The 18,550-nt window shown below is 37.0% G+C and carries 17 protein-coding genes and 1 pseudogene; 10 read left to right on the top strand and 8 right to left on the bottom strand.

Annotation, left to right across the window (positions count from 1 at the left end; all coding sequences use genetic code 11):
• Positions 1-54: 54 nt before the first annotated feature.
• A complete protein-coding gene (gene tkt, locus ACH8JV_RS08235; protein WP_263613562.1) occupies positions 55-2,043 on the bottom strand; it encodes a transketolase in 1,989 nt (662 codons plus the stop codon).
• A gap of 525 nt (positions 2,044-2,568) precedes the next feature.
• Between tkt and metK the strand changes: the two genes are divergently transcribed.
• On the top strand, positions 2,569-3,735 hold the full coding sequence (metK, locus tag ACH8JV_RS08230) for a methionine adenosyltransferase (protein ID WP_151739665.1): 1,167 nt from the start codon (positions 2,569-2,571) through the stop codon (positions 3,733-3,735).
• Between the two features lie 122 nt (positions 3,736-3,857).
• Here the strand turns inward: metK and ACH8JV_RS08225 are convergent, their stop codons facing one another.
• Positions 3,858-4,106, bottom strand: a complete 249-nt coding sequence (locus tag ACH8JV_RS08225) for a hypothetical protein (RefSeq protein WP_263613561.1) — start codon at positions 4,104-4,106, stop codon at positions 3,858-3,860.
• 258 nt (positions 4,107-4,364) lie between these two features.
• On the opposite strand from ACH8JV_RS08225, the gene ACH8JV_RS08220 reads away from it, so the two are divergent.
• Entirely contained in the window at positions 4,365-4,556 is a 192-nt protein-coding gene (locus ACH8JV_RS08220; RefSeq protein WP_396462968.1) for a hypothetical protein, read from the top strand.
• A 69-nt stretch (positions 4,557-4,625) separates the two neighbouring features.
• Here ACH8JV_RS08220 and ACH8JV_RS08215 read toward each other — a convergent pair whose 3' ends face one another.
• A complete protein-coding gene (locus ACH8JV_RS08215) occupies positions 4,626-5,186 on the bottom strand; it encodes an FxsA family protein (RefSeq protein ID WP_311071383.1) in 561 nt (186 codons plus the stop codon).
• A gap of 391 nt (positions 5,187-5,577) precedes the next feature.
• On the opposite strand from ACH8JV_RS08215, the pseudogene blaOXA reads away from it, so the two are divergent.
• Positions 5,578-6,418 (top strand): annotated as a pseudogene (gene blaOXA / locus ACH8JV_RS08210) (class D beta-lactamase).
• Positions 6,419-6,489: 71 nt separating this feature from the next.
• Here the strand turns inward: blaOXA and ACH8JV_RS08205 are convergent.
• Complete coding sequence (locus ACH8JV_RS08205; RefSeq protein ID WP_396520626.1) at positions 6,490-7,035, bottom strand: GNAT family N-acetyltransferase; 546 nt, start codon at positions 7,033-7,035, stop codon at positions 6,490-6,492.
• Entirely contained in the window at positions 7,032-7,625 is a 594-nt protein-coding gene (locus ACH8JV_RS08200; protein WP_396520624.1) for a helix-turn-helix domain-containing protein, read from the bottom strand. The genes ACH8JV_RS08205 and ACH8JV_RS08200 overlap by 4 nt, the downstream gene beginning before the upstream one ends.
• Positions 7,626-7,818: 193 nt before the next feature.
• Here ACH8JV_RS08200 and ruvC point away from each other — a divergent pair, with 193 nt between their 5' ends.
• On the top strand, positions 7,819-8,364 hold the full coding sequence (ruvC, locus tag ACH8JV_RS08195; protein ID WP_002121356.1) for a crossover junction endodeoxyribonuclease RuvC: 546 nt from the start codon (positions 7,819-7,821) through the stop codon (positions 8,362-8,364).
• Positions 8,365-8,368: 4 nt separating this feature from the next.
• Here the strand turns inward: ruvC and ACH8JV_RS08190 are convergent, their stop codons facing one another.
• Complete coding sequence (locus ACH8JV_RS08190) at positions 8,369-9,829, bottom strand: NAD(P)H-hydrate dehydratase (RefSeq protein WP_396520622.1); 1,461 nt, start codon at positions 9,827-9,829, stop codon at positions 8,369-8,371.
• A 26-nt stretch (positions 9,830-9,855) separates the two neighbouring features.
• Between ACH8JV_RS08190 and queG the strand changes: the two genes are divergently transcribed.
• Both queG and bioB read left to right on the top strand, forming a co-directional pair.
• Positions 9,856-10,956 carry a tRNA epoxyqueuosine(34) reductase QueG gene (queG, locus tag ACH8JV_RS08185; protein ID WP_396520775.1) on the top strand — a complete coding sequence of 367 codons (1,101 nt, stop codon included), beginning with the start codon at positions 9,856-9,858 and terminating at the stop codon, positions 10,954-10,956.
• Between the two features lie 87 nt (positions 10,957-11,043).
• Positions 11,044-12,033: a biotin synthase BioB gene (gene bioB, locus ACH8JV_RS08180; protein WP_002049782.1), complete on the top strand. Its 990-nt coding sequence runs from the start codon at positions 11,044-11,046 to the stop codon at positions 12,031-12,033.
• Positions 12,034-12,078: 45 nt separating this feature from the next.
• On the opposite strand, the gene ACH8JV_RS08175 is transcribed toward bioB, so the two are convergent.
• On the bottom strand, positions 12,079-12,291 hold the full coding sequence (locus ACH8JV_RS08175) for a hypothetical protein (protein ID WP_396520620.1): 213 nt from the start codon (positions 12,289-12,291) through the stop codon (positions 12,079-12,081).
• A 66-nt stretch (positions 12,292-12,357) separates the two neighbouring features.
• Positions 12,358-12,708, bottom strand: a complete 351-nt coding sequence (locus ACH8JV_RS08170; protein WP_263613554.1) for a hypothetical protein — start codon at positions 12,706-12,708, stop codon at positions 12,358-12,360.
• A 446-nt stretch (positions 12,709-13,154) separates the two neighbouring features.
• Between ACH8JV_RS08170 and ACH8JV_RS08165 the strand changes: the two genes are divergently transcribed.
• The 4 genes from ACH8JV_RS08165 (at position 13,155) to ACH8JV_RS08150 (ending at position 18,111) form a co-directional block, all read left to right on the top strand.
• Positions 13,155-13,691 (top strand): fimbrial protein, encoded by a 537-nt coding sequence (locus tag ACH8JV_RS08165; protein ID WP_311071398.1) that lies wholly within the window; start codon positions 13,155-13,157, stop codon positions 13,689-13,691.
• A gap of 70 nt (positions 13,692-13,761) precedes the next feature.
• On the top strand, positions 13,762-14,502 hold the full coding sequence (locus ACH8JV_RS08160) for a molecular chaperone (protein ID WP_263613552.1): 741 nt from the start codon (positions 13,762-13,764) through the stop codon (positions 14,500-14,502).
• A gap of 55 nt (positions 14,503-14,557) precedes the next feature.
• Entirely contained in the window at positions 14,558-17,095 is a 2,538-nt protein-coding gene (locus ACH8JV_RS08155) for a fimbria/pilus outer membrane usher protein (RefSeq protein WP_396520618.1), read from the top strand.
• A complete protein-coding gene (locus ACH8JV_RS08150) occupies positions 17,092-18,111 on the top strand; it encodes a fimbrial protein (protein ID WP_396520616.1) in 1,020 nt (339 codons plus the stop codon). The genes ACH8JV_RS08155 and ACH8JV_RS08150 overlap by 4 nt, the downstream gene beginning before the upstream one ends.
• Positions 18,112-18,550: the final 439 nt, after the last annotated feature.

Here is an 18,550-nt window from a genome sequence, read left to right as displayed (position 1 = left end):
TATAAAAAAAAGCGCCCTAGTTAGGACGCTTTTTTCTTCTGCTCAGTTAAATCATTAAGCAGTTAATTCTTTTACCGCAGCTACTACAGCTTCAGTTGTAATACCAAAGAATTGGAATAAGTCTTTCGCTGGTGCTGACTCACCATAAGTTGTCATACCAATTACTTTGCCATCAAGACCAACAAACTTCCACCAGTAGTCAACGTGAGCAGCTTCTACAGCTACACGTGCACGGATATGAGCTGGCAATACAGCTTCACGGTATGCAGCATCTTGTTTCATGAACTCTTCAGCACATGGCATAGAAACAACACGAACACCTTCAAGTTGAGCATAAGCTTCCATTGCTAAAGAAACTTCAGAACCAGTAGCAATAATAATTGCTTTCAACTCACCTTTCTCTTGAGCAAGAACATAACCACCTTTTGCTGCATTCTGAATTTGTTCTTCAGTACGCGTTTGGAAAGGCAAGTTTTGACGAGAGAAAATAAGTGCTGTAGGACCATCTTTACGCTCTAAAGCAGATTTCCATGCAATTGCTGTTTCTACAGTATCAGCAGGACGCCAAGTATTTAAGTTTGGTGTACCACGTAAAGAAGCAATTTGTTCAATTGGTTGATGTGTTGGACCATCCTCACCTAAACCAATTGAGTCATGTGTATAAACATGAATTACACGTTGTTTCATCAATGCAGACATACGCACTGCGTTACGTGCATATTCCATAAACATTAAGAATGTTGCAACGTAAGGAATAAAGCCGCCATGTAATGCAACACCATTCGCAATTGCGGTCATACCGAACTCACGTACACCATAGTACACGTAGTTACCAGCTGGGTTTTCTTGAACACCTTGGCAACCTTTCCAAAGTGTTAAGTTAGAACCAGCTAAGTCCGCAGAACCACCTAATAATTCAGGTAATAAAGGACCAAATGCTTGTAATGTGTTTTGGCTTGCTTTACGAGTTGCTACAGTCTCAGCTTTAGCATTTGTTTCGCGAATAAATGCATCTGCTTGTGCTGAAAACTCTGCTGGTAAATCACCGCTAATACGACGAAGTAACTCAGCTGCTTCTGTTGGATATTTTGCTTGGTATTGAGCGAATACTTCATTCCAAGCTGCTTCAGCTTCATTACCTTTTGCTTTAGCATCCCATGCAGCATATACATCAGCAGGAATAACAAAGGCTTCTTCAGTCCAACCTAAAGCTTCACGAGTTAAGGTAATTTCATCTTTACCTAATGGCGCGCCGTGACAGTCTTCTTTGCCTTGTTTGTTTGGAGAACCTAAGCCAATAATTGTTTTACAAATAATGATCGTTGGTTTTTGAGTTTCTGCTTTAGCTTCAACTGTTGCTTGACGAATAGCATCAGCATCATGACCATCTACACGAAGAACTTGCCAACCATAAGCTTTGAAACGCTCTTCAGTGTCATCACTGAACCAACCTTCTACTTCACCATCAATTGAAATGCCGTTGTCATCATAATAAGCAATCAATTTACCAAGCTGTAAAGTACCTGCCAATGAACATACTTCGTGAGAAATACCTTCCATTAGACAGCCATCACCCAAGAAACAATAAGTGAAGTGATCAACTACTTTTAAGTCATCTTTATTGAACTGGGCAGCTAAAGTCTTTTCTGCCAACGCAAAACCAACAGCGTTTGCAATACCTTGACCTAAAGGACCAGTCGTTGTTTCAATGCCTGGTGCATAACCATATTCAGGGTGACCAGGAGTTTTTGAGTGCAATTGACGGAATTGTTTTAAATCTTCAATTGAAAGATCATAACCTGTTAAATGAAGCAAAGCATATTGCAACATTGAGCCATGGCCATTTGACAAAACAAAACGGTCACGGTTTGCCCATTGTGGATTAGTTGGGTTGTGATTTAAAAACTCGCGCCAGACGACATCAGCAATATCTGCCATCCCCATTGGAGCACCTGGATGCCCTGAGTTTGCCTGTTGCACAGCATCCATTGCCAATACACGAATTGCGTTTGCAATACGACGTTCGTTTAAAGGGGTCGTCATAGATCAGAATCCAATTTTAATAGATTGATGAAAAGAAGAAGATGAATAACCATTCAATGCCGCTATATTGTCTTAAAAAAACGTCTAAGGGTAAACCCCAACACTGTATATTTCTTTATTTTTAACCATTTCTTGGTTACTCAAAAAACATTTAGATTATTAAGTTGCATGAAACAATGCGTTTTATCGCTATTCTTTAATGAACTGTTGTAGGCATTTGATGTTTATAAAAAGCATATAAATATGAATTTATCTTTCTTATTTGTACTATTTCACTTCACAGTCTAAATTTTGTTGATTAATTTTTCGCAAAATCAAATGCTTAAAATTTATGCGTTACGAGCGTCGTCTTTTATAAAAATAATTAATTATCAGATGACTATATCAATTTCACTGATACACTTATCAATTAAAACATAGTAGAAATGAAATAAATTCATGCTTTTTAGTCAGTATGAACTGGTCCTCAAGCTCAAGTCGATGTAACATATTATGTCTTTTTGAAATAACCAAGATAGGACTTTCATGCGCGAGTACGCTGTTTTTACCTCGGAATCTGTAAGCGAAGGTCATCCCGATAAAATGGCCGACCAAATTAGCGACGCTATTTTGGATGCAATCTTAAAAGAAGACCCATACGCACGTGTTGCTTGTGAAACACTGGTAAAAACAGGCGCTGTTGTACTTGCAGGTGAAATCACAACTACTGCGAATATTGATGTAGAAGCTGTTGTTCGCCAAACTGTTAACGGTATCGGCTATCACCACTCAGATCTAGGCTTTGATGGTTCAACTTGTGCAGTCATCAACATGATTGGTAAACAATCTCCAGAAATTGCACAAGGTGTAGATCGCCAAAAACCTGAAGATCAAGGTGCCGGTGACCAAGGTTTAATGTTTGGTTACGCAAGTCGTGAAACTGACGTGCTTATGCCAGCTCCTATTTCTTACGCTCACCGTTTAATGGAGCGTCAAGCTGAACTTCGTCGTTCAGGTGCATTACCATGGTTACGTCCAGATGCAAAAAGTCAGGTAACTTTTGCTTATGAAAATGGCAAACCTGTACGTTTAGATGCAGTAGTACTTTCTACTCAACATGATCCTGAAATTAGTCAAACTCAGCTTAAAGAAGCTGTAATTGAAGAAATTATCAAACCGATCATTCCTGCTGAAATGTTCCATGCTGCTACTAAATTCCACATTAACCCGACTGGTATGTTTGTTATCGGTGGTCCAGTAGGTGACTGTGGTTTAACAGGTCGTAAAATCATCGTTGATACTTACGGTGGTATGGCTCGTCACGGCGGTGGTGCATTTTCTGGTAAAGATCCATCTAAAGTAGACCGTTCAGCTGCATATGCTGGTCGTTATGTTGCTAAAAATATTGTTGCGGCTGGTCTTGCTGACAAATGTGAAATTCAGGTGAGTTATGCAATTGGTGTTGCAGAACCAACTTCTATTTCAATTAATACTTTCGGTACTGCAAAAGTTTCTGATGAGTTAATTATCCAATTAGTACGTGAACATTTTGATTTACGTCCATTTGGTATTACTCGTATGCTTAACTTAATTCAACCAATGTATAAGCAAACAGCTGCTTATGGTCACTTTGGTCGTGAAGGTTCAGATTCTGCATTTACGTGGGAAAAAACTGACAAAGTTGAAGTACTTAAAGATGCTGCGGGCCTCTAAGTCCCATATATTAAAAGCCCGCTCAATGCGGGCTTTTTTATTATTTTTTATATATTGTCAAAATTAAGCAATAAGTTAACCAACACACATTATTGAATAAGTATGTAGCAAATTAAGCACTACTACTGTTTCGTAGTTTTATCACCTTCATTTAGTACATCCAACAAAGTCGATTGCGTAGGCGTATCTTGATGATTCTGGATATAAACATGGACAACTTTGAATACAACAACCACAGCCAGACAAGCCATCACACAAAACATCCATAACCCATACGGGCTTCGAATATGGTGTGAACCACAATACGGACATGATTTATCTGTTGATGCCACGACTTTGTCACAACATGCACAATGATATTGATATAGCATAGGTAACCCTCCTTCCCTTACTTCAACCGTTGTTGTTTTAATAGGTTTGCTACAATTTTTAATTTATACATCCTTTATATTTATCCTATGTGAAATGAAAAGAGAATTCAATCTGAATGAACAATGCGTTCATTTTTAAAAAATTTAAATTATACAAAGAGATAAATTAAATATTATTTTTTCTGTACTATTTTTCTTATTTTGATATTTTGCTGAATTTGTTAAAATACATGAATAGTTTATTTTCTAGGCCAATCTATGTCACACACACAGCTCATTAATAAAGGTGGCTTTCGTGAAAGAGCCAATAGAAGCCAGAAATATCAACAGTCTGAAAACAAGCAAGCAAGTCTGCCTTCAAACAAGTATCAACCTCAGACCAAGTCAGAAGAAAATCAAACTGTAGCAGCACCAGCTGACATGGATACTCCTAAAACTTCAGATGAATAACGCATATAACATTAAAAAAGGCCTAAACATTTAAGATTTAGGCCTTTTATCTTTTATATAAGGAATTAATTAATCCTTATTTTTATGTTCAATTTTCTTGTGGTCTGGGGTAACTTCTCGTGCTTCACCATCAATAATGCTTGAATCGCCACGGTATTGACCGCCACCTTGTTGACCTTGCATGTCCTGCATTTGACGCATTAAATCAGCAAATGGATTTTGACCAGCGCCTGCGCCACCCATGCCACCCATCATTTTTTCCATCATGGCTTGCTGACGCTTTGCAAGTGTTCTCATTGCGATATTACGGAACGCAGTTTGTACGCCCGGAATTAGAATTAAGAGCGCTAAAACGTCTGATACCAATCCAGGCACCATCAATAAAAAACCTGCAAAAGCATATGCTAGTTTTTTAGTCACAGTTGGATCACTGCCTAATTGCCCAGTCATCTGCATTTGTTGTAATTGCGGCATAATACCAGCCGTACTTTTACGAATAAGCGTTAGACCAATAAAGAAAGCAATAATGAACCAGAAAAACACATACCATCCACTGATGAACTGTGCTACGCCAATCCATACGGCAATTTCAACAATCGCGCCCAGAACCACAATAAGAAGTAAATTCATGTAAAACTTTATCTATCTCAAAAAGAAAATTCATTGCAGGTGTCACCATCTAACCCATAAACCATTTTCAGTTGAAAATAGGATTAAAAAGGCTGTAAAGCTTAGACAATGTTTTCTTGTAACTTCAAATCACCGCTAAACCAACATTCTGCAATACTATCACTAAGACTGATTCTAAATTAATAAAATAGCCATACTTTATTATTAATGAGTGCTATAACGACTTTATCAAGTGTTTTTTCTACAAGATTGCTTTTTTTTCAAAAATTAGTCGTTTTTTTAACTCTTATCGACATTTTTCTAAAATCTAACTTACATTTTTGATATCTAATATTTGATCCACTCAAGCTACATTAATTAGCTAAACTTTAAATTTAATTTTATAAATCGCATGAATATTAAAGCTATCTTATTGGTGGTAACAAGCGCTCTTCTTATTTCTGCCTGCTCACCTTATATAGTCACAGCAAATCCAAATAATAGTGTTTTAAAAGTAGATGAAAAAGCGCAGAAAATTAAAGACATCTTTGAAGAAGCACATACAACTGGTGTTTTAGTTATTCAACAAGGTCAAACACAACAAAGCTATGGTAATGATCTTACTCGAGCTTCAACAGAGTATGTACCGGCTTCAACCTTTAAAATACTTAATGCTTTAATCGGCCTTGAGCACCATAAAGTAACCACAACAGAAATATTCAAATGGGATGGAAAAAAGCGACTCTTTCCCGAATGGGAAAAGGATATGACACTAGGCGATGCTATGAAGGCTTCTGCTATTCCAGTTTACTATTCCAGTTTATCAAGATTTAGCTCGTCGTATTGGACTTGAGCTCATGTCTGCTGAGGTAAAACGTGTAGATTATGGCAATACTAATATTGGCACCCAAGTCGATAATTTTTGGCTTGTCGGCCCTTTAAAAATTACACCTCAACAAGAAGCACAATTTGCCTATAGGTTAGCTAACAGAACCCTTCCATTTAGTCAAAATGTACAAGAACAAGTTCAATCCATGCTTTTCATAGAAGAAAAAAATGGAAATAAAATATACGCAAAAAGTGGTTGGGGATGGGATGTAGACCCACAAGTGGGTTGGTTAACTGACTGGGTGGTGCAACCTAAAGGGAATATTGTCGCGTTCTCGCTCAATTTAGAAATGAAAAAAGGAATACCTAGCTCTGTTCGAAAAGAGATTACTTATAAAAGCTTAGAACAATTAGGTATTTTATAAACCTGCGCTATGCCCCAGTTCAGTTTTTCTTATATTGAACTGGGCCATTGTCTAATAAAAAATTTGATCATTTACCCATCAACAGGTTCAAATGGTGTATTTAAAATTAACTGATAAAAAGCAGCATCTAACCATTGTCCAAACTTAAAACCTACCTGTTTAAAAGTACCAGCATGTGTGAATCCCATTTTTTCATGGAGGCCTATACTGGCTTGATTTGTCGCATCGATACAACCAATCAGTACATGAAGCTGGGCTTCTTGAGCTCGCTCAATTAACGCTTGCATTAAAACTTTACTCAAACCACAGCCACGATGTTCATGATGAATATAGATACTATGCTCAACTGTATACTTATAAGCTGGAAAAGCCCTGAAAGTTCCCCAACTGGCAAATCCTAATAATTTACCCGATTCATTTATAACTCCAATGATAGGGAAATTATTTTCTCTTTTTATAGAAAACCACGTTTTCATTGAAGCAAGCGAACGCGGTACATAGTCATATAGAGCAGTAGAGTTAATAATTGCCTCATTGAGAATCTCTAATATTGCTGCTGCATGTTCTGCCTCATTACAGTCAATTAAGCGGAAATTAGAATCGAGGGAATAGTTCATAAAGATTCCTTAAGAGCAGACACGAGTTGATTAGAGACGACTAAAATATAGCGAGCGACTTGGGATGAATTATTGCTGTATATGACAGGTTGATCTAATTGCATAGCCAAGCAATCCCCTTGACCTAATGCGTAAGAATTTTCACCTAATTGAATATCAATTTGCCCTTCAACTAGCCAAAGTTGCTGTTGTACTACTTTAGAACTTTCACTCATTTCATACGTAATTCGAGAATGAGGCGGGAATTCAATTTCAACAATTTGAAATGGTAGTTTTAAATTCGGTGGTGATACGGTACGGCGAACATACCCAGTTTCCGGATCTCGCCACTCAGCTTGTTCATTTCGGTGAATAAATGGTTGAGGAGATGGACTAGTTGCTTCGTTCGTGAAAATTTGAGTTAAGGGTACTTCAAGTCCATTGGCTAGTTTTTCAAGCACGACTGCTGTTGGACTCGTTGCCCCTCTTTCAATTAAAGAAATAGCTGAACGACTGACTTGGCATCGGGCTGCAAGTACGTCTAAAGTATACCCACGTGCTAAACGTAACTCTCGTATACGATGTGCAATTCGTATATTGATATCGTCCATTCATCAGACTCAATTCCACAATTATAGATAAGTATTCCACTAAAATAGAATTACATCAAATGATTTTAAAAATATAAATTGGTACGATAAAAACCGAAAAATAACCGTTCATCACAGCATTCTTTAAATTACGCATGCAGAACCGTTTTGGCTATGTAACAATACTCTCTAAACTATTTATACAAGTCTTCATATGGCATTGATTATTGGAATTGACCCAGGTTCACGCTTAACAGGTTATGGAATCATTGAAAAAGATGGTAGTAAACTGCGTTTTGTCGATGCCGGTACAATCCGAACAGAAACTCAAGAAATGCCAGAGCGCTTAAAGCGTATTTTCGCTGGCGTTGAGCGAATTGTGAAATTTCATGGTCCAACTGAAGCTGCGGTTGAACAAGTTTTTATGGCCCAAAACCCAGACTCTGCCTTAAAACTAGGACAAGCCCGTGGTGCTGCCATCGCCGCATTAGTTAATTTAGATTTACAAGTTGCAGAATATACTGCCCGTCAAATTAAACAATCTGTAGTGGGTTATGGCGCAGCAGATAAAGAACAAGTACAAATGATGGTTATGCGATTACTTAATCTGACCATTAAACCTCAATCCGATGCAGCCGATGCCCTTGCGGCTGCCATTTGCCATGCTCATGCATCGGGAAGTATGAGTAAGCTTTCGGTCTTAAATGCTTTAGGTGGTATGGCACGTGGACGAAGCCGCTCGAGTAGCCGTAGACGTTAAAGCCTTATTGATTCACGACTTGAGTAATTGCCTGATTCATTTCATAAGCTTGCAAACCACGCATGCCATGTTTTGCAAGTTCATCACCTGCCTGAGCATGCAGAGTAACTATCTCATGTAATGTAATATCTTTGTGGAACTGAGCTTTTAAGCTCGCGATCATACCTGCTAATACATCCCCCATTCCACCAGTTCCCATACCAGCATTACCTTGGGTACAAATATACAAGTTGTCCTCTAAAATTAAGCTACCTGCCCCTTTAAGTACCCACTGACCCGCATATTTATGTTGCAAGGCATAAATTGCAGCAATTCGGTCATTTTCAATTTGGGCTGTAGAAGAACCCAGTAACGTAGCAACTTCTCCTGGATGAGGCGTCGCATAAACATGTGCACCCAATTTTTCAGGCTGCTTGGCAAGAAACCATAAAGCATCTGCATCTAATACAACTTCCAAATGAGAGGCGTGATTTAGGAAATTAAACCATTGTTGATAAATTTGCTGCGCCCAGTCATCACGGCCTAATCCCATTCCAAAACATACTGCATCGACTTGAGACAAAATATCTTTGATGACTTTTTCATCGAACTCATTAATATCACGGAGCATAATATTAGGAGCTAGTGACAAAATGGCCTGATGGTGGTTACGATGACAAATCACGGTCACTTTACCTGCACCCGCATGAAAAGCAGCTTCAGCAGCCATAATGACAGCGCCACCCATTTGCTCATGCCCACCGATCACCAAAACATGTCCATAACTTCCTTTATGTCCAAAAGCCATACGTTTAGGAAGTTTAATACTTATAGGTGTTAAATAAGCTAAAGGTTTTAGCTCTTGATCTACCGGAATCAAATTAATTAAATGAACTTGCCCTGCGTACTCTTTACCTTGCCCAGTAAATAATCCTGCCTTAAGACCTAAAACAGTAAAAGTATGGTCAGCTTTTATTGCTGAAGGTAAGACGCGTCCTGTATTTGCGTGCAAACCACTGGGTATATCAATCGAGATTTTTAATCCAACTTGTTCATTAAATTGTTGAATAGTATTTTGCCAATAACCACTTAACTGACGGTTTAAACCAATCCCAAATAATGCGTCAATATGGCAATCAAAGATTTTACTCATCTCAAAACTTAGGTGAACCTGAACATCATTTTCTTTCGCAAAATCGACAGCATGGTGTAAATCAGTTGAGCCGCCCAACTCAGCCGCAAATATCTCTACATGAAATCCAGCTTGTTTCAAATAACTCGCTATAAAATAGCCATCACCTGCGTTATTCCCCTGTCCGCACCAGACGGCAATATTCTTAAGATTTTGGTTTTCAAAAAGTACGTTGAGCTGTTGAGTGATTAACCAAGCTGCTTGTTGCATTAAGCCTAATGATGAGTTTTGCGCAGCAAACCAGCGCTGCTCCCATGCTCGAATATCATCGCTATGGTAAACTACCGCCTGCATATTATTATCCTCTTGCATTTTGGTTTATGACATCTTCCGACACATCACGCATTGCAGTGCAACAAATTGATCCACATGAATTAAAAGCATGGATCAAAGCTCAAGCATTAGACTTGGGTTTTGCTGATTGTGTCATCGCAAAACCAGATGCTCAAGAGCAAATGCCACGTTTTTTAGAGTATCTTGAACGTGGTTATCATGCAGATATGACTTATTTAGAAGAAAATCTAGAAAAGCGAGCTGATCCGACCTTATTAGTTCCGGGCACAAAAAGTATTATTTGCGTACGTATGAATTATTTGGTGGAATCGCCAAAGCCACGATATGTACCGCTTGAACCGAACTCAGCCATTATCGCGCGTTATGCACGTGGTCGTGATTACCATAAGGTGATGCGTGGTAGATTGAAAACTTTAGCAACACGAATTCGTGAAAAAGTAGGAGATTTTGAGTCACGCCCTTTTGCTGACTCGGCGCCTATATTTGAAAAATCACTGGCTGAAAGTGCTGGAATGGGTTGGACGGGTAAACATACTTTGCTCATTCATAAAAAGTCGGGTTCTTTTTTCGTTTTAGGTGAATTGTTTACATCACTCGACCTACCTTTTGACGAACCTGCAACAGCACATTGTGGCTCTTGTAGCGCGTGTATCGACATTTGCCCAACGCAGGCAATTGTCGAACCTTATATGCTCGATGCTAGACGTTGTATTGCATACCTAACTATCGAATATAAAGGAATTATTGCTGAAGAATTACGTGCAGGTATTGGAAACCGAATATTTGGTTGTGATGACTGCCAGTTAATTTGTCCTTGGAATAGCTTTGCCAAAACAGCATCTATTTCTGATTTTAATCCTAGACATGGGTTAGATAATATTAGTCTGCTTGATATCTGGCAGTGGGACGAAGCCACTTTTTTAGCCAATACAGAAGGCAGTCCAATACGCCGTACAGGTTACCAATCATTTAAACGCAATATCGCCATTGGTTTAGGTAATGCACCTTACTCCAAAGAGATTGTAGATCAACTACACAAAGGCAAAAATTTACATGACGAAATCGTCAATGTGCATATTGATTGGGCAATTGAGCAGCAACTTAATCAACTTCAGCTATCAAATTAAAAAAATGATGTTTTTTGCCCTATAGCTTTAATACGAATTCTGTATGATTATGTACAGTGAATTAATGCCATCATCATGGATATGACAATGACTCTACGTAATGATTGGACTCGTGAAGAAATCCAAGCTCTATATGAACAACCTTTTTTGGATTTAGTTTTTAAGGCTCAACAAGTACACCGTGAGCACTTCACTGCCAATACAATTCAGGTCAGCACCCTTTTATCGATTAAAACGGGTAAATGTCCTGAAGATTGCAAATATTGCTCTCAATCTGCACATTACGATTCAAAATTAGAAGCAGAAAAACGTATTGCTGTTGAAAAAGTAATTAGCGAAGCAAAAGCTGCAAAAGATTCAGGTTCTTCTCGTTTTTGTATGGGCGCTGCTTGGCGTAACCCACATGAACGCGATATGCCGTATGTTTTAGAAATGGTACGTGAAGTTAAAGCATTAGGTATGGAAACCTGTATGACTTTAGGTATGCTTAACCAATCACAAGCAGAACGCCTAAAAGATGCTGGTTTAGATTATTACAACCACAATCTTGATACTTCTCGTGAGTACTATTCTCATATTATTAGTACTCGTACTTTTGATGACCGTTTAAATACTTTGGACTATGTACGTCAAGCAGGTATGAAAGTATGTAGTGGTGGTATTGTTGGTTTAGGTGAAAGCCGTGAAGATCGTATCGGTTTATTACATGAACTAGCTACCCTACCAATTCATCCTGAATCTGTGCCAATTAACATGCTAGTTCCAATTGAAGGCACACCACTAGCTGATGTTGAAAAACTAGATGTCATTGAGTGGATTCGTACAATTGCTGTAGCACGTATTGTTATGCCACATAGCTATATCCGTTTATCAGCAGGTCGTGAATCTTTAAGTGATTCAGATCAAGCTTTAGCATTTATGGCAGGTGCGAACTCTCTGTTCTCGGGCGATAAATTGCTTACCACTCCAAATGCAGGTGAAGGTAAAGACCAAGCATTATTTAACAAACTTGGTTTAACTGCTGAAAAGCCAAAACCAACTGTTTCTGACCTATCAGTAGATGCAATGAGTGCTTAACAGCATCAAGAATAGAAAAGCCCTGATCATTCAGGGCTTTTTCATTTATACACAAGTGACTAATATTCCATAAGTAGCATTCAGAAAGGTTCCAACTCGAATAATATCCCTACCTGCCGCATGTGTAACCGATAATTCTTGGCTCAATACATCAAACTGAAAAGATTCAAAAACATCTTGGTGGTTTAAAAGCCATAGAATGGTATCTGAAATATTTTCATCCGCGATATAAGTCAAAGCTTTATAGTCTTTGCTCATGAATAACTCTAATAAAAAAACCAAGTAAATTTTATCCGAGATATTCAGAGCTTAAAAGAAATTTCCTTAGGCAGCTTTAGGGTTTACCAATGAGTGACCTGACAACAAGCTAGTTAACGCCTTAGGTGAAAACTCTAAAGAAAGTACATGACTTTTTAAGTTGATCGAGTGTCTACTAATCAGTGGTAACAGCCCTTCTTCAGTTTCTAGAACATACTCATCAACAATATTTAAAATGCCTTCTAAATTCGTTGTACTAGATGCCAAGTCATGGCTAAAGACATCATAAATTGTCTGTAAGTTAAACGTCGTATTCTGTTCTGTAGGATGTTTAAGTAAATAGTCTTTTAAAAATAAGACTAATTTATGAGCAAAGAAAAAATAATTTGGTTTATAACTGTATTTCATGCTGTTCATGGAAACAAACTCCAGACGATCTTTTATTGAATTACAACTAAAACACTAGGAATTAAACCTTAAAAAATTCTTAAAAAAATTAATATCTTTAAGCAATATAAACAAAACAATTTTATCATTAAAAAACAATCACTTAAGTAAAGAAGAAAACATACATTTTATATTTATTTTTAAAGAAAAACTTAAATTAATTAAATTCAACAACTTAAATTAAACTCATTATCAATTTATTTTAAATAAAATAAATTTAATGTATTTTATCAAATGGTATAAATCACAATTAAAATAAACTTATTTATTAAAAAATAACCAATCAAAATATATAAAAATATAATGTTATTCCTGTTTTTTAATTGAAAGGTGCTATATTTCCACCGCACTACTTGATCAGAATAAAAGCACTGAAAAGTAAGCAATCTATACTTATAGGATATTTCGGGGATTTCATGAAAAAATTTATTTTTATAGCGACAGCTACGCTTTTTAATATTACAGCAGCACAAGCAGCGGACGGTACAATTACTATTAATGGTTTAGTAACTGATAATACTTGTACAATTGATACAGGTGATAAAAACCTTACTGTGAATTTACCTACAGTATCATCTCAATCTTTAAAAAATGCAGGTGATGTTGCTGGTCGCACTCCTTTTCAAATCAATTTAACCAATTGTGCTTCAGCTGGAAAAGTTGCGACTTATTTTGAACCAGGCGCAACTGTCGATTTTAATACTGGCCGCTTATTAAACCAAGCTACCTCTGGTGCAGCTGCTAATGTCAATATTCAACTATTAGGGAGCAATAATGCAGTAATTCCTGTACTTGCTAAAGGAATTTCAGGTGCACAGGATAACTCTCAATGGGTAAATGTTTCTGCTGGTGGTAATGCTGATCTTAATTATTATGCTGAATATTATGCGACTGGTGCATCTACTGCTGGTACTGTAACTTCACAAGTAAAATACACTATTATTTATCAATAATTTAAAACCAGCTTCTATTATTAAATAGAAGCTATATCTCATCTATTATTTGTTATTGAGAATATGACTCATGCTTTTTCGTGGTCGTAAATTTTTTTGGGGAATGGCTTGTCTTCAAGCCGTAATTGCTACTACAGGACATGCTGAAATAGTACTTCATGGTACACGTGTAATATATCCATCGGACGCCCGAGAAGTCAGCTTACAGCTCAGCAATAATGGTACAGCTCCTTCTCTTGTTCAAGCTTGGATTGATGACGGAAATGCTAAATCGACTCCCGATGAGTCGAATGTACCCTTTATTATTACACCTCCTATTTCACGCATCGAACCATCTAAAGGTCAAACTTTACGAATTACTGCGCTACCCAATGCGTCTCAATTAAACCAAAATAAAGAAAGTGTTTTCTGGCTTAATGTATTAGATATTCCCCCAAGACCAGAAGGGAAAAAACAAGAAAATAATGAAGCATTACCTAATAATTTTCTTCAATTAGCGATTCGTTCACGAATTAAATTCTTTTATCGACCAGTAAATTTAAAAGAAAATATTGATACTTTTAGTGAAAAAATCCAGTGGGTAAAAAACGGGGAAACATTGCTTATTAAAAACCCTACTCCCTTTTACATTACAATAAGCTCAATTTTTCAAGAACAGAATCATCAAAAAACAGACTTATTAAAACAAGGTTTGATGATTGCTCCATTTTCAGAAGATCAGATAAAACTTAAAAATAGCAATATAACGAATATGAGCTTTGTTTATATAAATGATTACGGCGGGCGAATTGAAAAAACAATAAAGTTCTAAACCTATCTATCTTTTTAAAAACTTAAACACCTATTTATGAATAGGCATAAAGACTATGTCAGAATGGTTCATGCTCAGCACATGCTTTAAAAAGCGCACTAGTTATTATCTAGTATTAAGCATAGCGATTAATGTGCCCTTAGTCGCATATGCATCAGATAATATGAGTGGGCAAAATATACTAAAAGCAGACTTTGATACTAACTTTTTAGTAGGAAATGCACAGAAAATCGACATTGGTCGATTTAAATACGGCAATCCTATTTTACCGGGCGAATATAGTCTTGATGTATATATTAATGGACAATGGTTAGGTAAAAGAAAGTTTGTTTTTAAAACTACAAGTTCCAATGAAAATGCAAAAACCTGTTTTACCGCAGATATGCTTTTAGAATATGGGGTTAAATCAGAAATTCTTCATCGGGAAACAAATAATTTACCTACCTGTAGTGATTTAGAAAAATGGGTCAACGATGCTTTTTATCAATTTGATACTTCTCGTTTAAGACTTGATATTTCGATCCCTCAAGTTGCTTTACAAAAAAATGCTCAAGGATACGTCGACCCACGTTTATGGGATCGTGGTATAAACGCTGCTTTTTTTGCATACAATGCTTCTGCCTACCGTATTGTAAGTAATGACCATGAAACAAATCATGCTTTTATGGGTACAAATGTCGGGATAAATCTCTATGACTGGCAGTTACGCCATACTGGGCAATGGAAATGGCAAGATCATAACGAAATCTCAGAAAAGACTTCTTCCTATACATCTAATAATACTTATGCCCAAAAAGCATTTCCTAAGCTTAATAGTGTTGTTACTTTAGGTGATTACTTTACCAATAGTAATTTTTTTGATGCCCTACCTTATCGTGGAATTAACATATCAAGTGATGACCGCATGCTGCCTAACAGTATGCTTGGATATGCTCCACAAATTCGGGGTTATGCAAAGACCAATGCGAAAGTTGAAGTACGCCAACAGGGAAATTTAATTTATCAAGCTACTGTTACACCCGGAAGTTTTGAAATTAACGATCTTTACCCGACAGGTTTTGGTGGTGAACTACAAGTTTCTATATACGAGACCAATGGAGAGATTCAAAAGTTCTCTATTCCCTACGCTTCTGTAGTAGAGATGCTACGCCCAAAGATGAGCCGTTATTCTTTTACTCTGGGACAGTTTAGAGATGCCAATATCAATTTAAATCCATGGCTGGTACAAGGGAAATATCAAAGAGGCATTAATAACTATTTAACAAGTTATGCAGGGTTTCAGGCAACCGAGCACTACCAGTCTTTTCTCATAGGTAGCGCATTTGCAACTCCAATTGGTGCAATTGCATTTGATGCAACTCAATCGAATGCTGATTTTGACCAAAAGCCTACACTTAAAGGGCAAAGTTACCGTTTAAGTTATAATCGATTATTTACGCCAACTAATACAAATTTAACTTTGGCAACCTACAGATACTCAACCGAAAATTATTTGAAATTAAGAGATTCAATTTTAATTCAAGATTTACAACAACGAAATATCGATAGTTTTTCTGTAGGTAAACAAAAAAGTGAATTTCAGGTCACATTAAATCAAAGTCTTCCAAATCAGTGGGGCAATTTTTATTTGGTAGGTTCATGGATTAGTTACTGGAATCAACCTCATCGTAATCAACAATTTCAATTTGGATATAGCAATCAATTTAGAGATTTAACCTACAGTATTTCCGCAATGACTCATGAGCTAGACTTAGAAAATCAACGGTCAGATCATGAAACGCAATATTTATTGTCCTTATCTTTTCCACTTAAAATTAAGAAAAACACAATTAACTTTAATAGTTCTATTTCAGAAGATAGTAAGACTTTAGGGATGAGCGGTTATATCGGAAACCGCTTTGAATATGGCTCATCCGTTTCATATCAAGATCAAGGACAAACCAGCGCAAATATTAATAGTACCTACCGGACCAACTACACAACTGTAGGTGCGTCATTTAGTCAATCAGACGCATATCAACAGGAAATGGTCAATTTAAACGGAAGTGTAGTTGCCCATTCGAAAGGTCTTTTATTTGGACCAGATCAAGTGCAAACCATGGTATTGGTCTATGCGCCTGAAGCCACAGGTGCTCGAGTCGGCAACACGTCTGGTCTAAGCATTAATAAACAAGGTTATGCAGTTATTCCTTATGTTACCCCGTACCGTTTGAATGACATTAGCCTTGACCCTCAAGGAATGCCATCAAATGTTGAACTTTCAGAAACAAGTCACCGTATTGCACCTTATGCAGGATCAATAACCAAAGTCGATTTTTCAACAAAAACGGGTTATGCACTCTTTATTAGTACCCAAACACCTAATGGTGGTCATCTGCCATTTGCTGCGCAAGTTTTTAACCAGAATAACGAAGCGGTTGGAATGGTAGCTCAAGGTAGTCGCATTTATTTACGTACTCCTCTGACCCATGATCATCTTTATGTGAAATGGGGAGAAAGTAATACCGAAGAATGTCACCTTGAATATGACATTCAATCAAAAATCTCACAGGAAAAACAATCAATTATTATGACAGAGGCAATCTGCAAATGAAAAAAATGCTTATACAGAGTGGCTTACTAATCACGAGTTTCTTTATTTACAACCAAGTCTATGCAAACTGTACTTTAAGTAAAGGTTTTACCACAGTGGATATTCCAATAACGATTGGTACCATTGTAGTTCGTCCAACCGATCCAATCGGAACAGTTCTACAAAAGAATACTTTTACCATTTCACCCAATAATTCTACTGCAACGTGTAACCGCCCCAGTGACCAAATTACAGCGGCTCTACCTCTAAATTATCCAATTAGTGCTATAGGCAATAATGTTTATGCTACAAATATTCCGGGTATAGGCATTCGAATTTATCGTGAAGTAACAGACTCTTCAAACGCTTCTGGCTATTACCCTTATAAACTTACATTGACTCCCCAGACAACATACACTCTTTCACCAGGCTATATTGTCTTGGAAGTGATTAAAACTGCTGCTACTACTGGTTCTGGGGCATTGGTGACTGGTCGTTATAGTACTTACTATGTAACAGGTCAGCAAAATCGGCCCTTCTTAACAACCACAGTATTAGGAAGTGCACCTATTCTCATTGCATCATCATCTTGTGAAATCCAAAATGGCGTAGATACGGTTGTCGAACTTCCCACTGTGACAAAATCAGGCTTTAGAGCTATCGGATCAACTCAAGGTGAGAAAAACTTTAACCTATCCATTCTGTGTAACGGTGGCGAGAATAACTCGGGTGTACCTACAAGTAATACATTGAGTTTAAGCTTTGACTATAATTCTGACACTGCAAATAGTCAGGTTATTAACAACAGCGCTGCTGAATGGACTAAAGCAAACGGCGTTGGTGTAGAGCTTCTATGGAATATGAATGGTGCAAACAACACGATTCAAAAAGGAAATAAACTAGGGATTGGTACTATAGGCTCTAACCAAACGGTTCAATATGATGTCCCCTTAACTGCGCGTTACTACCAGACTGCTGCCAATGTCACCGCTGGAGAAGTCAAAGCTAACGCCACAGTCACGATTCAATATGATTAGAATAGTTTTGGTACATTCTAAGTACTGACTCTGAACAGAACATAGTTAGATATATTGAATGAAAAAACTATAGAAATAATTTTTAATTAATACTAAAAAAATTATTTTTTAACATGAATTATTTTTTAAATTTTACTAATCAATAAGCTAAAAAAATGCTCATAAGCGAATAAAGCTCATGAGCATTAGTGATAACCACTTAACCTGAAATACAAATTGTGGGAAATAGATCACAATTTGCATGACTATAATTTCAAAATTTAGCTTAAATATCAAGTCTTTTTTTTAACAAAAGTTTGATAAAACTATTTAACCGATTAATTTTAAACAAAAATTAATTAAAAATAAAATTCAGACTCCCTATTCTACAGGCTTTCTAAAGAATTATCATTCTATTAATTAAGAAAATATGAATTTTATAGAGACTAATGTGCAATAT

It is taken from the genome of Acinetobacter sp. ABJ_C5_2 (genome assembly GCF_044538485.1).
Classification (GTDB): Bacteria; Pseudomonadota; Gammaproteobacteria; order Pseudomonadales; family Moraxellaceae; genus Acinetobacter; species Acinetobacter nosocomialis_A.
This window is presented reverse-complemented; position numbering and strand designations above follow the sequence as displayed.